This is a genomic window from Shewanella sp. 30m-14, from assembly GCF_052977125.1.
The window spans coordinates 263404-281090 of sequence record NZ_JBRILW010000002.1 but is presented as its reverse complement, the minus strand read 5'-3'; the positions used below and the strand labels follow the sequence as shown (position 1 = coordinate 281090).

Below are 17687 nucleotides of genomic sequence, written 5' to 3'. Positions count from 1 at the left end.
TAAACAGATCAAGCATGGATGTGGAATTTACTTTTTTGAAGATAGGGTAGTAAGGGCAGTTAGCAATCCCGAGGAAATAAACAGATCAAGCATGGATGTGGAATTTACTTTTTTGAAGATAGGGTAGTAAGGGCAGTTAGCAATCCCGAGGAAACAAACAGATCAAGCATGGATGTGGAATTTACTTTTTTGCAGATAGAGTAGAAAGGTCAGTTAGCAATCCCAAAGAAACAAACAGATCAAGCATGAAGGTGGAATTTACTATTTGGAATATTTTTAGAGGAAGTAGCTAGCGATTTAAAGGAAATAAGAAGATCAATCATGAAAATTGGGCAGTTAGCAATCCCGAGGAAATAAACAGATCAAGATGGGGGAATTTACCTCCAAGGGAATGCTAACTTATCGTTCTTTCGCCTGAAATCCCGATAAGCAGCAGTCTACCTAGAGAGGCTTAAACAAATCTTAATATAATTTTGAGTTACTCATTTTCTGGAGAGATTAACTGTAATCGCTTATCCATCAGATCTTTCACTAGTGGAGTGAGAATGAGCTCCATCGCCAATGACATTTTGCCACCTGGCACGACAAGGGTATTAACCCGAGACATAAATGAGCCTTGGATCATGCGTAGGTAATAGGGGAAGTCGACATTTTTAATACCGCGAAAACGGATCACCACAAAGCTTTCATCTAGTGTTGGAATACTCTTAGCGCTAAATGGGTTTGATGTATCAACGGTTGGTACGCGTTGAAAGTTAATATGAGTGCGGGAAAACTGCGGCGTCATATGATTGATATAGTCATCCATGCTACGCACTATTGAGTCCATGACTTTTTCACGGCTATGGCCACGCTCAGAGGTGTCACGGATGATTTTTTGGATCCACTCAAGGTTGACGATTGGCACCATACCTATGAGTAGATCGACATGCTGCGCAACATCGCAATCATCGGTTGCGACCCCGCCATGCAGGCCTTCATAGTAGAGCATGTCGGTATTTTCAGGCAGCGGGTGCCATTGGGTAAAGGTACCTGGCATCTGGTTAAAAGGCACGGCTTCATCAAAGGTATGTAAGTACGCGCGAGTTTCACCTTGACCAGTATTACTGTAGTCGCTAAAACACTTTTCGAGACGATTAAAGTCATTTGCTTCAGGACCAAAGTAACTAATATTTCTATTTTCAGTTTTCTCTTTGCGGATCATTACCGCCATTTCTGGACGAGTAAAATGATGAAAACTGTCACCTTCCACAATTGCTGCATTAATGCCGAGCTGTCTAAAGATATGATTGAATGCCGTCGTAGTGGTAGTGGTGCCTGCACCTGACGAACCTGTGACGGCAATAATAGGATGTTTCGCTGACATTTTTTTACCCAAAATAAAGATAGTTAACGATCACCTGCACGTTAGCCAAAGCAGCGACTAATCATAGTGACTCAGGTAAGAATACTGTACTTAGAATCTTCAGTTATACGGCTTAGCTTAGCTAAGGTCAAACTCAGGTCAAAGTAAGCTCAAGCAAGTTCAACGGTTAAGCTTACTGGTAGTTCATGTTGTGAATGACAATATCCTCTTTACGCCTAATGCCAATTGACTCCTCTTCTTCGCTGTACTCTACGACTAAAATACCTTGTTTGAGGGCCGCTTTACATTGAACAATAGCCTTTTCCATGCTGTGCTGACCATCGCCGGAAAAGCTACCATCTTCAACTTGGCTGATAAGGTATTCTTTGATGAGGTTATCAAAGGTATCGCTAGGTAACTGCGACAAAGATTCGTAAGGAACTAACATTTTGAGGTTTCCGCTGAAGTTAAAAAATTCAATACACGCTGTTCAAGATAATATTTAGGTCGCCAAGGGCTGCCACCGTTTATAAAGCCCACATGGCCGCCATTATCGTGTAGTTCATATTGTACTTGATTAGACAATTGATTGTTGCTTGGGATGACAGCGTCGGTCATAAACGGATCGTCTTTAGCGTGTATAACTAACGTTGGCTTCGCAATCAAACTTAAATAAGGTAAGCCGCTAGCGCGGGTGTAATAGTCTTCGACATCGTTAAAGCCATGGAGTGGCGCCGTGATCTTATCGTCAAAGGCATAAAAGGTATTGAGCTGCTCAATATCTTTATGGTTAATTGGCATCACTGCTGCGAGTTCTGGTCTTGATAACTTGCCGCGCATTTTCTGTTGCAGCTGTTTAATTAGGTAGCTTTGGTAAACTTTGGAGAAGCCCTTTTCCAGTCGGTTCGCACAAGACCCGAGCTGCAGTGGAGCAGAGATTGCAACGGCCTTATCGATTAAACTTTGTTGCTGTTGCTCACCTTGATACTTAACTAAAACATTTCCACCTAAGCTATATCCTACCGCTAGCAGTGGGCTGTTTGGATGGTGTGCTTTTAAATGTTGTAAAGTGGTTTGAAGATCTTGAGTATCACCACTGTGATAACCACGAGCGAGTCTATTAAGCTCCCCTGAACAGCTGCGGTGATGATGCACAACCGCACATAAACCAATTGCCTTGCTGGCCGTCAGTATGCGACGTGCATAGTGCGACTCTGCACTGCCCTCTAAGCCATGAATAATGACCAGAATAGCTCGATGGTTTTCAGGTGTACCTTGCCAGTCTAGATCGATAAAATCACCGTCGCTCAGTTCTAATCTTTCGCGATCTAACTGTGGTCTGTCCACTTTGGTGAGTGCCGGGAGAATCGTCTGAACATGGGGGTTTTTAGCCCACCAAGGGGGTGAAAAAGTTGGCTTCATAATAATTGGCTATTGCTGAAAATTAAAACGTGTGTTTAATTGTTATTGTGAGCAGAGTGTAGCATAGATTGTAATCAGACCATTTATCGACTTTGTTTCCAGCTGTAAGGCTGATAACTGGCTAAAGTGACTCGCGGAGTTATTTGTTTAGTTATTTGTTTAGTTTTTCGTTTAGTGACGGGGTAAATCAGCATCTAAATGACAGCGTAAGTGAGGATATTTTAGCGCTAAAACACTCAGAATCACTCAATGATAAGCACGTAATTATAAGTACTTAATAACAATAGAGGGCGCGATGGAGCGACGTACTTTTATCATGACCGCATTAGCAGGGACAGCCTGTTTAGCGCTGGGAGTTAATTATTACTCGTCGGATTATGTCCGCGTTAATAAGGAACTTGATGACAAGCATCGATTGTTATTTAGCGTGCTAGTGCCGGTGTTTTTAGATGGCGCCTTGCCTGAAGTTGCCACACTAAAGCGTGACGCGATAAATCGTACCTTAGATGCCATCGAGCACACTATTTCTATTCTTCCTCAAGAAAGCCAGGCAGAACTTGAACAACTACTTGAAATGCTCGAAGGACGCTTAGGTCTATTGATTTTGACCGGCAGTATGACTCCTTTGATGTTACGTAAACAGCCTGAGTTGATTGAGATGCTACAAAATTGGCGCACAAGCTTCATCGACATGATGGTGACAGCTTATCAAGGATTGCGAGAATTAGTGATGGCGAGTTATTACTCCAACCCAGAACATTGGAGCCGCTTACATTATGCCAAGCCAACTTTCCTTGAGGATATGAACTGATGTTATTAATCAACACGCTGGGTAAGGGGTAGCTTGTGGCCATTGAAGATCCTATTGTAACGGGCTTAGAGTCTGGCTGGGCACATATTAATGCAGCTAAGCTGACTCAAAACCAAACTTTAGAAGCTGACGTTGTGATTGTGGGGAGTGGCGCGGGCGGCGGGGTCGCAGCAGAAATTCTCACCGAGGCTGGCCTATCAGTGATTATCGTTGAAGGAGGCCCGCTTAAATCTTCGAAAGACTTTGTCATGGAAGAGCGTGTCGCCTATCCGGATCTGTATCATCAAGCGGCTGGAATGAAGACAAGCGATAAGGCTATTGGCATATTTCAGGGGCGTGCAGTAGGCGGTTCAACAACGGTTAACTGGACAACGTCTATCCGCACGCCAGAACCAGCACTTGAATATTGGGCTCAAGCCAAATCTGTGGTGGGGCTTTCTCGTCAGGAACTCGATCCATGGTTTGAGAAAATGGAGCGGCGGCTTAACATTAGTCAATGGGCCTATGATCCAAACCGTAATAACCAAGCATTAAAGCAGGGATGTGAAACGCTCGGTTGGGACTACACCGTCATAAAGCGCAATGTTAAAGGCTGTTGGAATACCGGTTACTGCGGCATGGGGTGCCCAGTCAATGCTAAACAGTCGATGTTGGTCACCACCATACCTGCGGCGCTCGATCGCGGTGCGATGTTAGTGAGTCAAGCTAAAGTGATGAAACTTGAGCATCATAATGACAAAATTTTTGCGGTAAAAGCTCAAGCGGTTGATAGCAACATGCAGCCGTTACCGGTTGAACTGATGTTTAAGGCAAAACATTATATCTTGTCGGCGGGAGCCATACATACTCCGGCCATCATGTTGCGATCTAAGTTGCCTGATCCCCATGAAATTATTGGTAAACGTACTTTCCTACATCCGACCTTATTGAGCGGGGCCGTGTTTAGCGATCCAATTAATGGCCACAGCGGTGCACCACAATCCATCTATTCAGATCAGTTTGTATGGCAAAATGGCGCGGATGGTGAACTCGGTTATAAGCTTGAAGTCCCGCCAATTCATCCAATTTTGATCGCTTCAAAAACCATTGGTTATGGCAAAAGTCACGCGGATTTAATGGAGAAGTTCAATCAACTGCAAGTGACCATCGCATTGGTTCGCGATGGTTATCATGAAAACAGCCAAGGCGGGCAGGTTAAATTGACCGAGCATGGCTTTACACTCGATTACCCGCTCACAGAAGCTTTTTGGCGTGCAGCAAGGCGAGCTTACGCGAGTATGGCAGAGCTGCAATTTGCCGCAGGTGCGCAGCAAGTACTGCCTATTAGTCAAGGCATGCCGTATCTTTCGAGCTGGAATGAGGCCAAGAAAGCCATAAAGAATATGGATCTCGCACCACTGAAAACGGTTGTCGCCTCAGCGCATGTCATGGGGGGCTGCCCAATGGGAGAAGATCCTAACATGTCGATGGTGAACAGCTTTGGTGAGTCGCACTACTTCGATAATCTATCGGTGATGGATGGTTCAATATTCCCGACGAGCTTAGGCGCGAATCCACAGCTGTCTATTTACGGTATGACCGCAAGAAACGCGACGCGGTTGGCTGAGAGATTAACAACATAACTACCATGTTATGTAAAACGGCGAGTATTACTCGCTTTTGAGTTGCAATGAGGGATAGTGAGCGCTTTTGAGGTTAAATATGCTCAGATAGTCGCTTACATTATTTGCGCCTTGGCCTGTGTCATTCGACTCTAATGGCATAGCTTGCAGTGTGTTAGAAATCATCGCCTGAGACTTACGCTCTAGCATTAACTCTACGCTTAGCATCTGTTGGTATTCCGAACTCTCAAGCTGGTTTTTACCTAGGCGTCTTAATTTTCGAAAGGGCAGTAAGAGCTTTTGTTCCCATGTAAACATCGTTTGCTGCAGCCTCTCCCAATGAGGTAACGCAAGAGTGTGCTGCTGTTTATCGAGCCAAATCGCTAATAGCAATAGATTGACGTTGAGCTGGTGGGCATCTTGTAACTGCAAACACAGGCTTTGGTGTTGCTCATAGATGGCATCGCAATCGCTCCACAAGCTGGGGGGAAGGTTATCTACTAATGTCATTAAGTTCAGTTGCCTAAATAATCGTTGAAGATTGATACCTATGGTATGACAAATAAAAAGGGAAGCAATGCTTCCCTTATACTCAATGGTATTAATTATGGTTCTTGTTAGATTTCAGTGCGAACACCTTGTTCAATACTTTCAATTTCTTCCTGGATCTCTAGCCACTCCATTTCGCTTTCCTCTAACCCTTGGGTAAGCGTGGTTCGTTCGGCTAACACTTGGGTAAGCTTAGCCTTATTATCGGCATCATAAAGGCTGGTGTCAGCTAGCATCCCTTCAAGTTCTTTTAAACGGTCGTTGGCTTTTTGCTGCTCTTTCTCCAGCTTAGTCTGCACTTTTTTAAGTGGCGACAGCTTTTGTCTAAGTTCGGCTTCTAAGCGCTTTTGCTGCTTTTTATCTTGAATCGGCGTGCTCGCGTCGCTGTCTTCCTCTTTGCCTGCGGTTTTTGCCGCATCAAGCAACCATTGATGGTAATCATCTAAGTCACCTTCAAAGCTTTTTACTTCGCCTTGGTCGACTAAGTAATAGTCGCTGCAGCTTAAGCGTAATAAGTGTCTATCGTGCGAGACGATAATCATTGCGCCCTCGAAGGTCTGTAGTGCCATGGTTAGCGCATGACGCATCTCTAAGTCTAAGTGGTTGGTCGGTTCATCGAGTAGCAATAGGTTAGGACGTTGCCAAACCAAAAGCGCTAATACTAAACGCGCCTTTTCACCACCAGAGAAAGGTCTAACTGGCGCTAAAGCCATATCACCATTAAAGCCATAGCCTCCTAAAAAGTTACGTAACTCTTGCTCTTTGGTATTTGGGGCTAGGCGCACCATATGCTGCAGTGGTGAGTCATCTAAGCTTAAAAATTCCAGCTGGTGCTGGGCAAAATAGCCGATATTTAAGCCTGGGTTAGTCTCATATTTGCCTTTCATCGGTGACAGCTCACCCGACAGTAGCTTTACCAGAGTCGACTTACCCGCACCGTTGCGACCTAATAAACCGATACGAGCACCAGGAACAAGGTTGAGATGTACCTTTTTTAGGATCTCAGTTTCACCGTAACCGATAGAGACTTGCTCCATGGTCACCAGAGGATTGGGTAGGGCTTCAGGTTCTCTAAAAGCCATGTGGAAAGGGCTATCAGCTTGTGATGGTAAGAGCTCGGCCATACGCTCAAGCGCTTTTAAGCGGCTTTGAGCCTGCTTAGCTTTACTGGCTTTATAACGGAAACGGTCAACAAAAGACTGCATATGAGCGCGCTCTTTTTGCTGACGTTCAAATGCCACTTGTTGCTGCGCCATCCGTTCTGCACGCACGCGCTCAAAGGAGGTGTAGTTACCTTTGTAATAGTTCAGCTTAGTATTTTCGACATGAACGATTTCATCGACAATGCCGTCGATAAAGTCGCGGTCGTGACTGATAAGAATAAGCGTACCTTGATAAGCCTTAATCCAGCCCTCTAACCAATACATGGTATCTAAGTCCAAGTGGTTGGTTGGCTCATCGAGAAGCAGTAGGTCTGAGCGGCACAATAGTGCTTGAGCTAAGTTCAAGCGCATACGCCAACCACCCGAGAAGCTCTTAACTGGATTGCGCTGCTCTTGCTCACTAAAGCCTAGGCCGGCGAGTAAGCTTGCGGCGCGAGAATGAATGGCATAACCGCCAATCGCATCAATTTTGCCATGCAAGAGCGCAATCTTATGGCCATCGTCGGCCTCTTGTGCAGCATGTAGCAGTGCTTCAAGTTCGCGGTATTCTGTATCGCCATCAATGACATATTCAATGGCTGAGACGTCAAGTGCGGGTGTTTCCTGCGCCACAGTGGCCATCTGCCAACCGCTAGGCATAGTAAACTCACCTTTATCAAGATGGATTTTGCCCAAGATAAGCGCAAGTAATGAAGATTTTCCGCTGCCGTTTGCTCCAACCAGACCGACTTTGTGGCCAGGGTAGACGGTTAATGAAGTTTCATCGAGCAAGGTTTTCGAGCCACGAACGAGTTGAGCTTGAGTGATGGTGATCATTGAGGTCGGCTTTATGTCAGAGTAACAGCAAATATTGGGGACAGATAATAGCTTAGAACCCATGGTTACTTCTATGGTGAATCCTAGAAAAGTACGGTCATGACGCAGCTTTTGTGGCAAAATGTTAGGCATATGTGTAAAGGAATTTAAATCATGACAACAACGACAACAACTAAAAAAGTGAAGAAACGTTTTGTAGCAGGTGCTAAATGCCCGAAGTGCCAAGCAAAAGAATCAATCGTGTTATTTAAAGAAAATGGTATTGAAACCGTAGAGTGTGTTGAGTGCGATTATCGTGAGCAACAAACAGAAGAAAAAGTGGCTAAAAAAGCCAGCGGTGCAGTTATTGGTGTATTTAATCCAGATTAATCGAAGTCGCTGAACCATAGATCAACCTTTTTAGATGGGAATGCGAGTGTACGGTTGTGTACTGTGCTGTTTGTCATGTTGTGTGCTCTACTGTGTTTTATTGGTGTGTTGGTGTAAACTTTGCTCATTATTTGCTAACAGGCGGGTTAGCATCGACTTAAAGTGAGTAAAGACCATGACTGTGACACGACTATTTTTGCTGGGTTTGACTTTATTGCTAACAGGTTGTGGCACCATCCAGGATTATAGAAACTCGCAGATGTTTAGTTCATTTGACGATTTTCGACCCGGCCCTGACGGTGGAAGTGACCTTATTTGGGCGCAACCTAAAATAAAAAGTGTTAGCGACCTTAATCAAATCCTTAGTCAGTACGATAGCGTCATCGTTGACCAAGCTTGGTTAGTTTTAGATGATAAAACCCGTTACGACAACTTAGATGATGAGGATGTTGTTGAGGTTTCACGTTATCTAATCAGTAAAATTAAGCAAAAAGCCAGTCAGCGTTTTAAGATCATCAACCAAACTGAACTGGAGCAAACCCTCGCTAAAGGTGAAGCGCCTAAAACACTTAGAGTCAGCGTGGCGTTAACCAATATTGAAACCCCGAATCCAATTTTAGCCGTCACTAGCAGTATTTTGCCTTTTGGGCTTGGGATCTCAAGTATTTCAAAGGTAGTGACTGGCGAGCATACCAATGTGAGTAGTGCGACGATAGAGCTTATGCTTAGCGATGCGCAAACGGGTAAGCCTATCGTGGCTGTGATTGACCGAAAAGCGGGCGGTAAAGACTTTAGCACCATGATTGACTCAACCGACGATGCTAGAGATGCGGTTGATTGGTGGGTTGATAGATTAAGCGCAACACTACGCGGCGAGGATCTGTAACTGACATTAGTTGTTTGCACTATCTATGCACTCTTGGCAAATTTGATGCGGCAATCATCCTCGATACGACTAATATTAAGCTGGCAAACATAGCCAGCTTTTTTGTGGCTAGGATTTTGTTGTTAGGAGCTTGCTCATTTACATCAGGGCTATTGCGGCCGAGGTAATAGAGGCACCAAGTTAACCAAACTCGGCGCTAAAGGCCGTAAAAGGCTGCGATAGCGATATATTTATTAGTTATCCTATATTCGACATGCTGCAACTAAAAGAATAACTGCTACAATAGCGCGCTATAATTTATAGCGATAGCAAACGACAACTTTTGCTCCTGATGGTTTGGAGCCTTGTCACCATGATTTTATCACTGCCAAGCGCGATTTGATGAACCTGATTAAGGTATCGAGTCCTAGAGGGTAAACGGCCCTAAACAGCAGTGAATACTTAGGAAAGATACTTTGACTCAATCAGTCCCAAACACCGATGGCCAAGCGCCATTCTCAAGCCTTAACCTTAAGGTTGAATTACTCGATAACCTAAAAACGATGGGTTATGAGTCGATGACACCGATTCAGGCGCAAAGCTTACCTGCCATTCTTAATGGCGAAGATGTCATTGGCCAAGGTAAGACTGGCTCGGGTAAGACGGCAGCGTTCGGTTTGGGCTTACTGCACAAATTAGACGTTAAACGTTTTCGCATTCAAGCACTGGTTTTATGCCCAACTCGTGAACTTGCTGACCAAGTAGCAAAAGAGATCCGTACACTTGCTCGTGGTATCCATAACATTAAAGTACTGACCCTTTGTGGCGGTGTACCAATGGGGCCACAAATTGGCTCATTAGAACATGGCGCGCACATTATTGTTGGTACGCCAGGCCGTATTATCGATCACTTAGATCGCGGCCGCTTAGATCTAGACAATGTACATACTTTAGTGCTCGATGAAGCTGACCGTATGTTAGAGATGGGCTTTCAGGTTGAGCTTGAAGGCATCATGGAGCGTATGCCGATAGAGCGCCAGACGCTACTGTTTAGTGCGACATTCCCTGAGCAGATCCAGTCTATTGCAGATAAGATCATGTTCAAACCCGTATTGGTTAAAGTGGCTTCGACTCATGCAACAAGCACCATCGAACAACACTTCTATGAGGTTGGTAATAACAACGACCGCATGCGAGCGTTGAAGTTATTGCTGCTGCAATACCGCCCTGAAAGTGCTGTGGTGTTTTGTAATACCAAGCGTGAAACCAAAGATGTTGCTGCGCAATTGAAGAATGACGGCTTTAGCGTTGTTGCTCTACACGGTGATTTAGAGCAAAGAGATAGAGACCAAACCTTATTGCAGTTTGCCAATAAGAGTGTGTCTATCATGGTGGCAACCGATGTTGCGGCGCGTGGCCTTGATATCGACGCATTGGACGCTGTGATTAACTATCACGTGGCTTACGACACTGAAGTACATATTCACCGTATTGGTCGTACAGGCCGTGCGGGCAGTAAAGGTTCGGCGCACACATTTTACAATGATGAAGATGGCTACAAGATTGCATTGCTCGAAGATTATCTTGAGCGTGATATCGTTAATGAAGCGCTGCCATCAGAGCACTTGTTAGATACCTTCCCGGTACAACCTGTGATGATCACCTTGCAAATCGATGGTGGTAAAAAGCAGAAATTGCGTCCTGGTGATATTCTTGGTGCATTAACGGGCGAGGATGGTATTGAGGGCTCTGAAGTCGGTAAAATCAAAATTACCGATATGCGCGCTTACGTGGCGGTTAACCGTAAAGTGGCTAAAAAAGCCCTGCATAAAATTACTAACGGTAAGCTAAAAGGCCGTTCATACCGTGCATGGGAAATGCGTTAAGCGCATTTGGGTGTGGCTTTAGGTATAAAAAAAGCAGCGCTTAGGCGCTGCTTTTTTGTGCCTGGAGCACTTATGCCAAGACCCATGGATGGGTAGTCTGGGTATTTGTGCCTGGAGCACTTATGCCAAAGGCGCTAATGCCAAGGGCGCTAATACGAACACCTATGGGTAGTCTTGGTATTTATGCCAAGAGCACTTATGCTAAGGGCGCTAATGCCAAGACCCACGGATGGAGAGTCTTGGTCATTGTATCTGTTGCTGGCCAGTTTAAATATTAGCTATTTTGGCTTGGCTTATTAGCACTTCTATTTGAATGAGAACGACGCTGACCCGATGGCTTGCTTTGGCTGCGCTCTGGGCCGCCATTGCTTGGATTACCATTAGCAGAGCTGCCAGCGTTAGGGCGGCGCTGACGTCTAGGCTTGTTTTCGGTTGGCTGGTGGCCACGTGCCATTTCGCCGCTGCGTTGACCATCTTTATGCTCAACCTTCACACCTTCGCTGCTTTGCGCATTGCCTTGACGACGTGGGTTTGGTGATTTATTGCTAGCACCGCCCGAGTTAGCGCCTTTATGTGGGCTGCGAGAACGTTCGTTACCTCGGCCTTGACCACCATTACGTGGGCCTTTGTTTTGCCCATGTGATTTACCCGTTAAGTCTGTTTCTGGCAAGCCATGAGTGGGTTCAAAACCTTCAACAGGGCGTCGCTCTAAGTTCTGTTTGATCAGTAACTCAATGTCACGTAGCAGCTTAATCTCTTCGCTGCTAACGAGCGATACAGCATGGCCAGAAGCGCCAGCACGACCTGTTCGGCCAATACGATGCACATAATCTTCTGGCACATTTGGTAAGTCAAAGTTCACCACTTGCGGCAGTTGGTCAATATCAAGGCCACGTGCAGCGATGTCGGTGGCCACAAGCACTCGCACAGCGCCACTCTTAAAGTCAGCCAAAGCTTTGGTTCTTGCGCCTTGGCTCTTATTACCATGAATAGCAGCAGCAGTAATATCTTTTGCTTCAAGATTCTTGGCAAGACGGTTTGCACCGTGCTTAGTACGACTAAATACCAATACTTGTTGCCAATTGTTCTGCTTAACTAGCTGGACTAAAACAGCGGCTTTTTGACCCTGATCGACTGGGCAAATCCACTGCTGTACCGTGTTAGCGGTCGCGTTACGTGGGGTAACCGAGATCTCTACAGGATTGTTCACTAAGCCTTTAGCGAGTTGACGAATTTCATCAGAGAAAGTGGCTGAGAACATCAAGTTTTGACGCTTAGCCGGCAGAATCGCCAGGATCTTTTTGATGTCGTGAATAAAGCCCATGTCTAACATGCGATCGGCTTCATCAAGTACCAATACTTCGAGCTGGCTAAAGCTCACTGCACGTTGATTATATAAGTCGAGTAAACGCCCTGGTGTCGCAACCAGAATATCAACGCCGCGGTTAAGTTTAGAAATTTGTGGGCCAATGCCAACACCGCCAAATATTACCGCAGATTTCAGAGGTAAAAATTGGCCATAGACTTCAACACTTTCACCAATCTGAGCGGCTAGCTCACGAGTGGGTGTTAATACCAATGCGCGTACTTGTTTTGCTGGTGCCTTAGTGCCTTTTGAAAGTAACTCTAGCAATGGCAGGGTAAAGCCTGCTGTTTTACCTGTACCGGTCTGCGCAGCGGCCATCACGTCTTTACCTTCAAGTACGGCTGGAATTGCTTGTGCCTGAATAGGTGAAGGAGTGTCATAACCTTTGTTGGCAACGGCTTTCAAAATTTGGGCTGATAAGCCCAGTGAGGCAAAACTCATAGATAGGTCTCATTTCGGCTGCGAAATAGGCGTTAAAGTACGACTGGCAGCGGTTTTAGGGGGCCTGCGGATGCTGGCGGCCGTGCAGCTTACAGGATCTGCTTAAAAAGCGCTAATTATTAAGCAATCACTGACCAAATAACCACGTTATAAAGAGTATGGCACTAAATTGATTCTAGGCTGGAGATATTGGGCTGGATTGATAACTGTTACGCACTGAAATGGGCTAATTTTGAAAAAAAACGTCGATTGTGTGATTTTTGGGCAATTAAAAGATGTTGTATCAGCGCTGCATGTGTTAATCTCGCGCCCCTGAAAGTTCATCTACCGATTTTTACCAGTAAATTCTAGGTAACTATTTTACCTAATTCGGCGGTTTGTCATGCTGCAGCCTATCGTGAGTTATCATAAAGATGATGAAGATCATTGGGTTGCCAATTTGTCTTGCGGTCATACTCAGCATGTTCGTCATCGTCCTCCATGGGAGCGGCGAGATTGGGTGACAGATCAAGAGGGTAGAAATGCCATGCTTGGTTATAAGCTTAATTGTAAGCTGTGTGAATTAGAGTCGGGAATGAAGTAAAGCGTATTGCAGTGTAAGGTGAACATTGGCAGTGCGGTTTAGAAACAGAATTATGAACGTGAGAGTGATGCTTAGGTTGTTGTTCTTGCGTATTGATTGAGCTCACCAATATCGTTGGCGAATTGATCTATATTTAATAGGTTTATTCGGCCCAACAGTGTGTTTGGCTCAAGTATTAGAATTATTGTTAGGATAAAAAGTAACATGACACAAACTAAGAAGTATGATTTTCGCATAGTAGCAGATGGCGCAACGTGGACTGGCCAAATCACTCGTCGTCAAACAGCGAGAAAGATCGTTGTTTCTAAGAGTAAGAAAGGTTTTGCTACAGAAGCTGAAGCGCAAGCTTGGGGTGAGACTGAGCTTAAGTCATTCTTAGAAAACTTAGTCAAGCGTAACGAGCGTAAGGCTAAGGCACGTGATGAGCGTAACGAAGCTGCTGATGCAAAAGAGCAAGCTGCAGAAGTATGGCGCAGTGCACGTGAAGCTGCTGCGCCTAAAAGTGATTATGATGACGATAACTCAGATTACGAGTCTGACGCAGAGCGTTAATCTCCTATCGATAACGATGTTAATCGTTAATTGATTTAGCTCGTTCTAAATCAACCTTTAAACCGCAATGAGCCTAGCTTAGTGCGGTTTTTTTGTATTTAAATCGCAATTTATATCTATCGTCTTCTGCTTGGTTTATTGATCTAGCTCAATTTTTGTGAGACCGATAACATTTACAGCATAGATGTTTTATTCTGCGATTAATGCCTGCGATACTCAGGCAATATTGAGATGCATTCTCGTTTTTTGCTCAAGGGTGATTGAACTTAGGCGATACGTTAAAGTCTTTAATAACGTGCTTATGTTGGGTTTGCCACAGTAAAGAGCAAAGCATCCACTCATCCCCAAGTTGTCTTTAGTCTGGAATCACATGGATAAAACAGTAGAGAAAAAGCTTACTAAATGGCTAAAGTTACAGAAAAAAGCCTGTGGATTTTACTTAAATTTGTCAGTTTTTTTTGGTGTGTTAACCGGGCTAAGCTTGATGTGTCAGGCGTGGCTTATTGCGACGGTTCTTCAAGGGATCATTATTGATGAGCTGCCCAAGTCCGATTTTATCGACCATTTTTTGGCTCTGTTACTGCTGACGGTTGTGCGTGGGGTGCTTGCCTTTGCCCGCGAGCGTGCCAGTTTTCAGGCTGGCGCTAGGTTAAGAATACAGATGCGCGCAGCAGTGCTTGATAAGTTAGCGCTACTCGGGCCTGCCTTTATTAAAGGTAAACCCGCGGGAAGCTGGGCTAGCATAGTGCTTGAGCAAGTCGAAGATCTACAAGATTTCTACGCACGTTATCTGCCACAAGTGGTGTTGGCCGGTTTCATTCCACTAATCATCCTCGTGGCGGTATTCCCTATTAACTGGGCCGCTGGTCTGATTTTATTGGCCACCGCGCCGCTTATTCCTATGTTTATGATTTTAGTCGGCATGGGCGCTGCAGATGCGAATCGCAAAAATTTTAGCGCGTTAGCACGTTTAAGCGGCCATTTTATGGACCGATTAAAAGGTTTGTCGACGCTCAAGTTATTTAACCAAGGTGAGAAAGAAGCAAGAGTGATCCGCAAGGCGTCGGAAGAGTTTCGTGAACGCACTATGGCTGTGCTGCGAATGGCATTTTTAAGCTCAGCGGTACTGGAGTTTTTTGCGGCAGTATCTATTGCAGTAATGGCGGTTTACTTTGGTTTTAGCTATTTAGGTCATTTGAACTTTGGTCATTATGGCGTTTCAATCAGTTTGTTTACCGGTTTATTTGTGTTGATCTTGGCGCCTGAGTTTTACCAGCCACTAAGAGATATGGGCACTCATTATCACGCTAAAGCACAGGCTATCGGTGCGGCAGAAGAGTTGATGACATTGCTCGACCACCCAACCGAGCAGTTTGGTGGTAATAAGCCAGTTGACGACAAGATAGAGATTGAAGCTAAAGATTTATCTGTTTATAGCCTAGATGGCAGTTTGTTACTCGGGCCTGTTAGTTTCCAGATCAAAGCTAACGAGCATGTGGCCATCGTGGGCTCGAGCGGCGCTGGCAAAACCAGTTTACTCAATGCCTTGCTCGGTTTTCTACCCTATCAAGGGGAGCTGCGGATCTCTGGTACACAGTTAAGTGAGTTAGCCCTGGAGGATTGGCGCAAGCAGTTGGCATGGCTCGGGCAAGAGCCGCAGCTGTTTCATGGCAGTTTGCGTGACAATGTCGCCATGGGTCGTGAGTTATCTGATGAGGCTATTTATAGCTTGTTAGCAAAGGCGCAGATCCTCGATTTTGTCGAGCAGCAACCGCTAGGGTTAGCGTATCCAATCCAGGAACAAACGGCGGGATTATCGGTGGGGCAGGCGCAGCGAATAGCCCTTGCTCGTGCACTGGGTCAGCAAGCTAACCTGTATATCCTCGATGAGCCAACGGCCAGTTTAGATAGCTTAAGTGAGCAAGCGGTACAATCTACACTGACCCAAGCTATGCAAGGCGTGGCATGTGTGATGGTCACTCATAGACTCGAGAACTTGAGTGCGATGGATAACATTTTGGTGATAGATAACGGCTTAATAGTCCAGCAAGGTAATTATACTGAGCTTGCCACTCAGGCAGGCACGTTTAAACAGATGCTTGATGAAGCCAGTAGCGTGAGCGAGTTTGATGCTGCAGCGCTAGTGAATAATATGTCAGAGGGAGACAAGTCATGAGAGCACTCTTTCCCTATATCAAGCGTTTTAAAAGCCAATGGTTCATGATGTTTATTGGACTATTTTTAAGTGTGACAACCTTAATGGCTGGTATTGGATTATTGTCGTTATCGGGTTGGTTTTTATCTGCGGCGGCAGTTGCCGGATTAACAGTGCTAACGGCGCAGATGTTTAACTACTTTACTCCAGCTGGTGGAGTGCGCTTTTTATCGATTGTGCGCACAGCAAGCCGTTATGGTGAGCGCCTAGCAACACACGAAGCCACCTTTAGCTTACTTACCGACTTACGCTGCTGGGTATGGAATAAGTTACTCCCGCTGAGCGCCAAGAACCTACAGGGCGTGCGCCAAGGCGATCTGCTTAATCGCTTGGTTGCTGATATCGATACCTTAGATCACTTGTATCTTAGGTTAATCACACCGTTAGCGGCATCACTGTTGATGATGCTGGCGTTGTACTTTTTCGTGGGCCACTTTGATCCTGAGCTTGCCCGCACTTTATGTGGCGTGTTGCTCGCTGTTTGGTTATTGCTGCCAACGACCTTTTATTTTCTTGGGCGTAAGCCAGGCATTGCCCAGCTAGAAACCAAGCGAGTACTACGAGTACAGTTACTGGAGTACTTACAAGGTCAGGCTGAACTGACTCTATTTGGCGCGCAGAAGGCTTATAGAGACAGGCTTAATCAAGCGCAAAGCATGATGATAAATAGCCAAAATGCGATGAATCGAGTCACGGCATTAAGCCAAGCCTGTTTGATTTTGTGCCACGGTTTTGCGGTGTTATTGATGCTGTACTTAGCCGCGTCGGGTGTAGGCAGTGCGGTACCGCCGGGCCCAAGGCTTGCCATGGTGGTATTTTTAACCATGGCAACCATTGAGATGATGATGCCGCTCGCTGGCGCTTTCCAGCATTTATCAGCTTGTAGCTCAGCAGCAACAAGGTTAAATGAGGTGGTTGAACAAACGCCAAGCGTCACATTTACATCAAGCCAAACGGCAGAAATATCAGCTGGAAATATCGAGTTTAACGACATTGAGTTTGGCTACCTTGATGAGCAAACTGTACTAAAGGGATTAAACCTCAAGATCCCAGCGGGTCAAAAGGTGGCGCTTCTTGGGCAAACGGGCTGTGGAAAATCGAGCCTATTATCATTACTGACTCGAGAATGGTTACCTAATAAAGGCCAAGTCTGTATTGATGGCCTGGATGCGAGTGAGTATACCGAGCAGCAATTACGGCAATCTATGTCAGTGGTCAGTCAGCGCATTTATCTCTTCAGTGGCAGCCTGCGTGACAACTTAGCCATAGCGATCCCTGGCGCGACCCGTAAAGATGATGACAAGTTGATTGCTGTACTGAAAAAGGTGGGTTTGCAGAGTTTATTACAAGCTGAAAAGCCTTTAGATGTTTGGTTCGGGGAGGGCGGACGTCAATTATCGGGTGGTGAACAGCGCCGCATTGGTGTGGCAAGAGCCTTATTACGCGATGCACCAATCTTACTGTTAGATGAGCCAACAGAGGGCCTGGATAAGCGTACCGAGCGTGAAATCCTCCGCTTGTTGTTCGAGTTTGCTGAAGGTAAAACCATGTTGATGATTAGCCACCGCCTTACTGCGATGAATAAGATGGATGCGATTCATTTAATGGATCAGGGGGCAATTCGCATGAGTGGTGTTCATAGTGAACTGCTTGAGAGTGATGCTTACTACGCTAGCCTGTTTAAGCGCTTAGGTTAATTGGTA

General features: G+C 45.5%; 16 protein-coding genes. 10 read left to right on the top strand and 6 right to left on the bottom strand.

Translation table 11 applies throughout. The features are described from left to right. Window positions 1-478: 478 nt before the first annotated feature. The 3 genes from ACVBIU_RS02970 to ACVBIU_RS02960 all read right to left on the bottom strand — a co-directional run bounded on the left by ACVBIU_RS02970 (window position 479) and on the right by ACVBIU_RS02960 (window position 2767). Complete coding sequence (locus ACVBIU_RS02970; protein ID WP_447159367.1) at window positions 479-1366, bottom strand: phosphoribulokinase; 888 nt, start codon at window positions 1364-1366, stop codon at window positions 479-481. A gap of 172 nt (window positions 1367-1538) precedes the next feature. Beyond that, complete coding sequence (locus ACVBIU_RS02965; RefSeq protein ID WP_447163025.1) at window positions 1539-1793, bottom strand: YheU family protein; 255 nt, start codon at window positions 1791-1793, stop codon at window positions 1539-1541. Further along, window positions 1787-2767, bottom strand: coding sequence for a hydrolase (locus ACVBIU_RS02960; protein WP_447163024.1), 981 nt, complete (start codon window positions 2765-2767; stop codon window positions 1787-1789). Before ACVBIU_RS02960 ends, ACVBIU_RS02965 begins: the two co-directional genes overlap by 7 nt. A 295-nt stretch (window positions 2768-3062) precedes the next feature. Here ACVBIU_RS02960 and ACVBIU_RS02955 point away from each other — a divergent pair, with 295 nt between their 5' ends. Together ACVBIU_RS02955 and ACVBIU_RS02950 are read left to right on the top strand one after the other, a co-directional pair. Beyond that, the gene (locus tag ACVBIU_RS02955; RefSeq protein ID WP_447163023.1) at window positions 3063-3578 is read left to right on the top strand and encodes a TAT leader-containing periplasmic protein; all 516 of its coding nucleotides are present in this window, start codon (window positions 3063-3065) and stop codon (window positions 3576-3578) included. A gap of 35 nt (window positions 3579-3613) precedes the next feature. Further along, window positions 3614-5200, top strand: a complete 1587-nt coding sequence (locus ACVBIU_RS02950; RefSeq protein WP_447163022.1) for a GMC family oxidoreductase N-terminal domain-containing protein — start codon at window positions 3614-3616, stop codon at window positions 5198-5200. Window positions 5201-5227: 27 nt separating this feature from the next. Here the strand turns inward: ACVBIU_RS02950 and ACVBIU_RS02945 are convergent, their stop codons facing one another. Together ACVBIU_RS02945 and ACVBIU_RS02940 are read right to left on the bottom strand one after the other, a co-directional pair. Continuing rightward, window positions 5228-5689 carry a TIGR02444 family protein gene (locus tag ACVBIU_RS02945; RefSeq protein WP_447159372.1) on the bottom strand — a complete coding sequence of 154 codons (462 nt, stop codon included), beginning with the start codon at window positions 5687-5689 and terminating at the stop codon, window positions 5228-5230. A gap of 107 nt (window positions 5690-5796) precedes the next feature. After that, window positions 5797-7707, bottom strand: coding sequence for an ABC transporter ATP-binding protein (locus tag ACVBIU_RS02940; RefSeq protein ID WP_447159575.1), 1911 nt, complete (start codon window positions 7705-7707; stop codon window positions 5797-5799). 153 nt (window positions 7708-7860) lie between these two features. On the opposite strand from ACVBIU_RS02940, the gene ACVBIU_RS02935 reads away from it, so the two are divergent. The 4 genes from ACVBIU_RS02935 (at window position 7861) to ACVBIU_RS02920 (ending at window position 11105) form a co-directional block, all read left to right on the top strand. Further along, entirely contained in the window at window positions 7861-8076 is a 216-nt protein-coding gene (locus ACVBIU_RS02935; protein ID WP_447159373.1) for a YheV family putative zinc ribbon protein, read from the top strand. Between the two features lie 175 nt (window positions 8077-8251). Continuing rightward, window positions 8252-8962, top strand: a complete 711-nt coding sequence (locus ACVBIU_RS02930; RefSeq protein WP_447163021.1) for a DUF3313 domain-containing protein — start codon at window positions 8252-8254, stop codon at window positions 8960-8962. 455 nt (window positions 8963-9417) lie between these two features. After that, complete coding sequence (gene dbpA, locus ACVBIU_RS02925; RefSeq protein ID WP_447163020.1) at window positions 9418-10827, top strand: ATP-dependent RNA helicase DbpA; 1410 nt, start codon at window positions 9418-9420, stop codon at window positions 10825-10827. A 122-nt stretch (window positions 10828-10949) separates the two neighbouring features. After that, window positions 10950-11105 (top strand): hypothetical protein, encoded by a 156-nt coding sequence (locus ACVBIU_RS02920; protein ID WP_447163019.1) that lies wholly within the window; start codon window positions 10950-10952, stop codon window positions 11103-11105. On the opposite strand, the gene ACVBIU_RS02915 is transcribed toward ACVBIU_RS02920, so the two are convergent. Next, window positions 11102-12634 (bottom strand): DEAD/DEAH box helicase, encoded by a 1533-nt coding sequence (locus ACVBIU_RS02915; protein ID WP_447159376.1) that lies wholly within the window; start codon window positions 12632-12634, stop codon window positions 11102-11104. The two genes, ACVBIU_RS02920 and ACVBIU_RS02915, sit on opposite strands and share 4 nt — an antisense overlap. A 382-nt stretch (window positions 12635-13016) precedes the next feature. On the opposite strand from ACVBIU_RS02915, the gene ACVBIU_RS02910 reads away from it, so the two are divergent. The 4 genes from ACVBIU_RS02910 (at window position 13017) to cydC (ending at window position 17681) form a co-directional block, all read left to right on the top strand. Next, the gene (locus ACVBIU_RS02910) at window positions 13017-13217 is read left to right on the top strand and encodes a DUF3565 domain-containing protein (protein WP_447163018.1); all 201 of its coding nucleotides are present in this window, start codon (window positions 13017-13019) and stop codon (window positions 13215-13217) included. A gap of 204 nt (window positions 13218-13421) precedes the next feature. After that, the gene (locus tag ACVBIU_RS02905; RefSeq protein WP_447159378.1) at window positions 13422-13769 is read left to right on the top strand and encodes a DUF3622 domain-containing protein; all 348 of its coding nucleotides are present in this window, start codon (window positions 13422-13424) and stop codon (window positions 13767-13769) included. A 370-nt stretch (window positions 13770-14139) separates the two neighbouring features. Beyond that, window positions 14140-15945 carry a heme ABC transporter permease/ATP-binding protein CydD gene (gene cydD / locus ACVBIU_RS02900; RefSeq protein ID WP_447163017.1) on the top strand — a complete coding sequence of 602 codons (1806 nt, stop codon included), beginning with the start codon at window positions 14140-14142 and terminating at the stop codon, window positions 15943-15945. Further along, window positions 15942-17681, top strand: a complete 1740-nt coding sequence (gene cydC, locus ACVBIU_RS02895; RefSeq protein WP_447159380.1) for a heme ABC transporter ATP-binding protein/permease CydC — start codon at window positions 15942-15944, stop codon at window positions 17679-17681. The genes cydD and cydC overlap by 4 nt, the downstream gene beginning before the upstream one ends. Window positions 17682-17687 lie beyond the last annotated feature (6 nt).

Excerpts from the sequence above, each read along its gene's own strand:
- ACVBIU_RS02970 (WP_447159367.1), bottom strand. The coding sequence starts at position 1,366 with ATGTCAGCGAAACATCCTATTATTGCCGTCACAGGTTCGTCAGGTGCA.
- ACVBIU_RS02965 (WP_447163025.1), bottom strand. The coding sequence starts at position 1,793 with ATGTTAGTTCCTTACGAATCTTTGTCGCAGTTACCTAGCGATACCTTT.
- ACVBIU_RS02960 (WP_447163024.1), bottom strand. The coding sequence starts at position 2,767 with ATGAAGCCAACTTTTTCACCCCCTTGGTGGGCTAAAAACCCCCATGTT.
- ACVBIU_RS02955 (WP_447163023.1), top strand. The coding sequence starts at position 3,063 with ATGGAGCGACGTACTTTTATCATGACCGCATTAGCAGGGACAGCCTGT.
- ACVBIU_RS02945 (WP_447159372.1), bottom strand. The coding sequence starts at position 5,689 with ATGACATTAGTAGATAACCTTCCCCCCAGCTTGTGGAGCGATTGCGAT.
- ACVBIU_RS02940 (WP_447159575.1), bottom strand. The coding sequence starts at position 7,707 with ATGATCACCATCACTCAAGCTCAACTCGTTCGTGGCTCGAAAACCTTG.
- ACVBIU_RS02935 (WP_447159373.1), top strand. The coding sequence starts at position 7,861 with ATGACAACAACGACAACAACTAAAAAAGTGAAGAAACGTTTTGTAGCA.
- ACVBIU_RS02930 (WP_447163021.1), top strand. The coding sequence starts at position 8,252 with ATGACTGTGACACGACTATTTTTGCTGGGTTTGACTTTATTGCTAACA.
- ACVBIU_RS02920 (WP_447163019.1), top strand. The coding sequence starts at position 10,950 with ATGCCAAAGGCGCTAATGCCAAGGGCGCTAATACGAACACCTATGGGT.
- ACVBIU_RS02915 (WP_447159376.1), bottom strand. The coding sequence starts at position 12,634 with ATGAGTTTTGCCTCACTGGGCTTATCAGCCCAAATTTTGAAAGCCGTT.
- ACVBIU_RS02910 (WP_447163018.1), top strand. The coding sequence starts at position 13,017 with ATGCTGCAGCCTATCGTGAGTTATCATAAAGATGATGAAGATCATTGG.
- ACVBIU_RS02905 (WP_447159378.1), top strand. The coding sequence starts at position 13,422 with ATGACACAAACTAAGAAGTATGATTTTCGCATAGTAGCAGATGGCGCA.
- cydD (WP_447163017.1), top strand. The coding sequence starts at position 14,140 with ATGGATAAAACAGTAGAGAAAAAGCTTACTAAATGGCTAAAGTTACAG.
- cydC (WP_447159380.1), top strand. The coding sequence starts at position 15,942 with ATGAGAGCACTCTTTCCCTATATCAAGCGTTTTAAAAGCCAATGGTTC.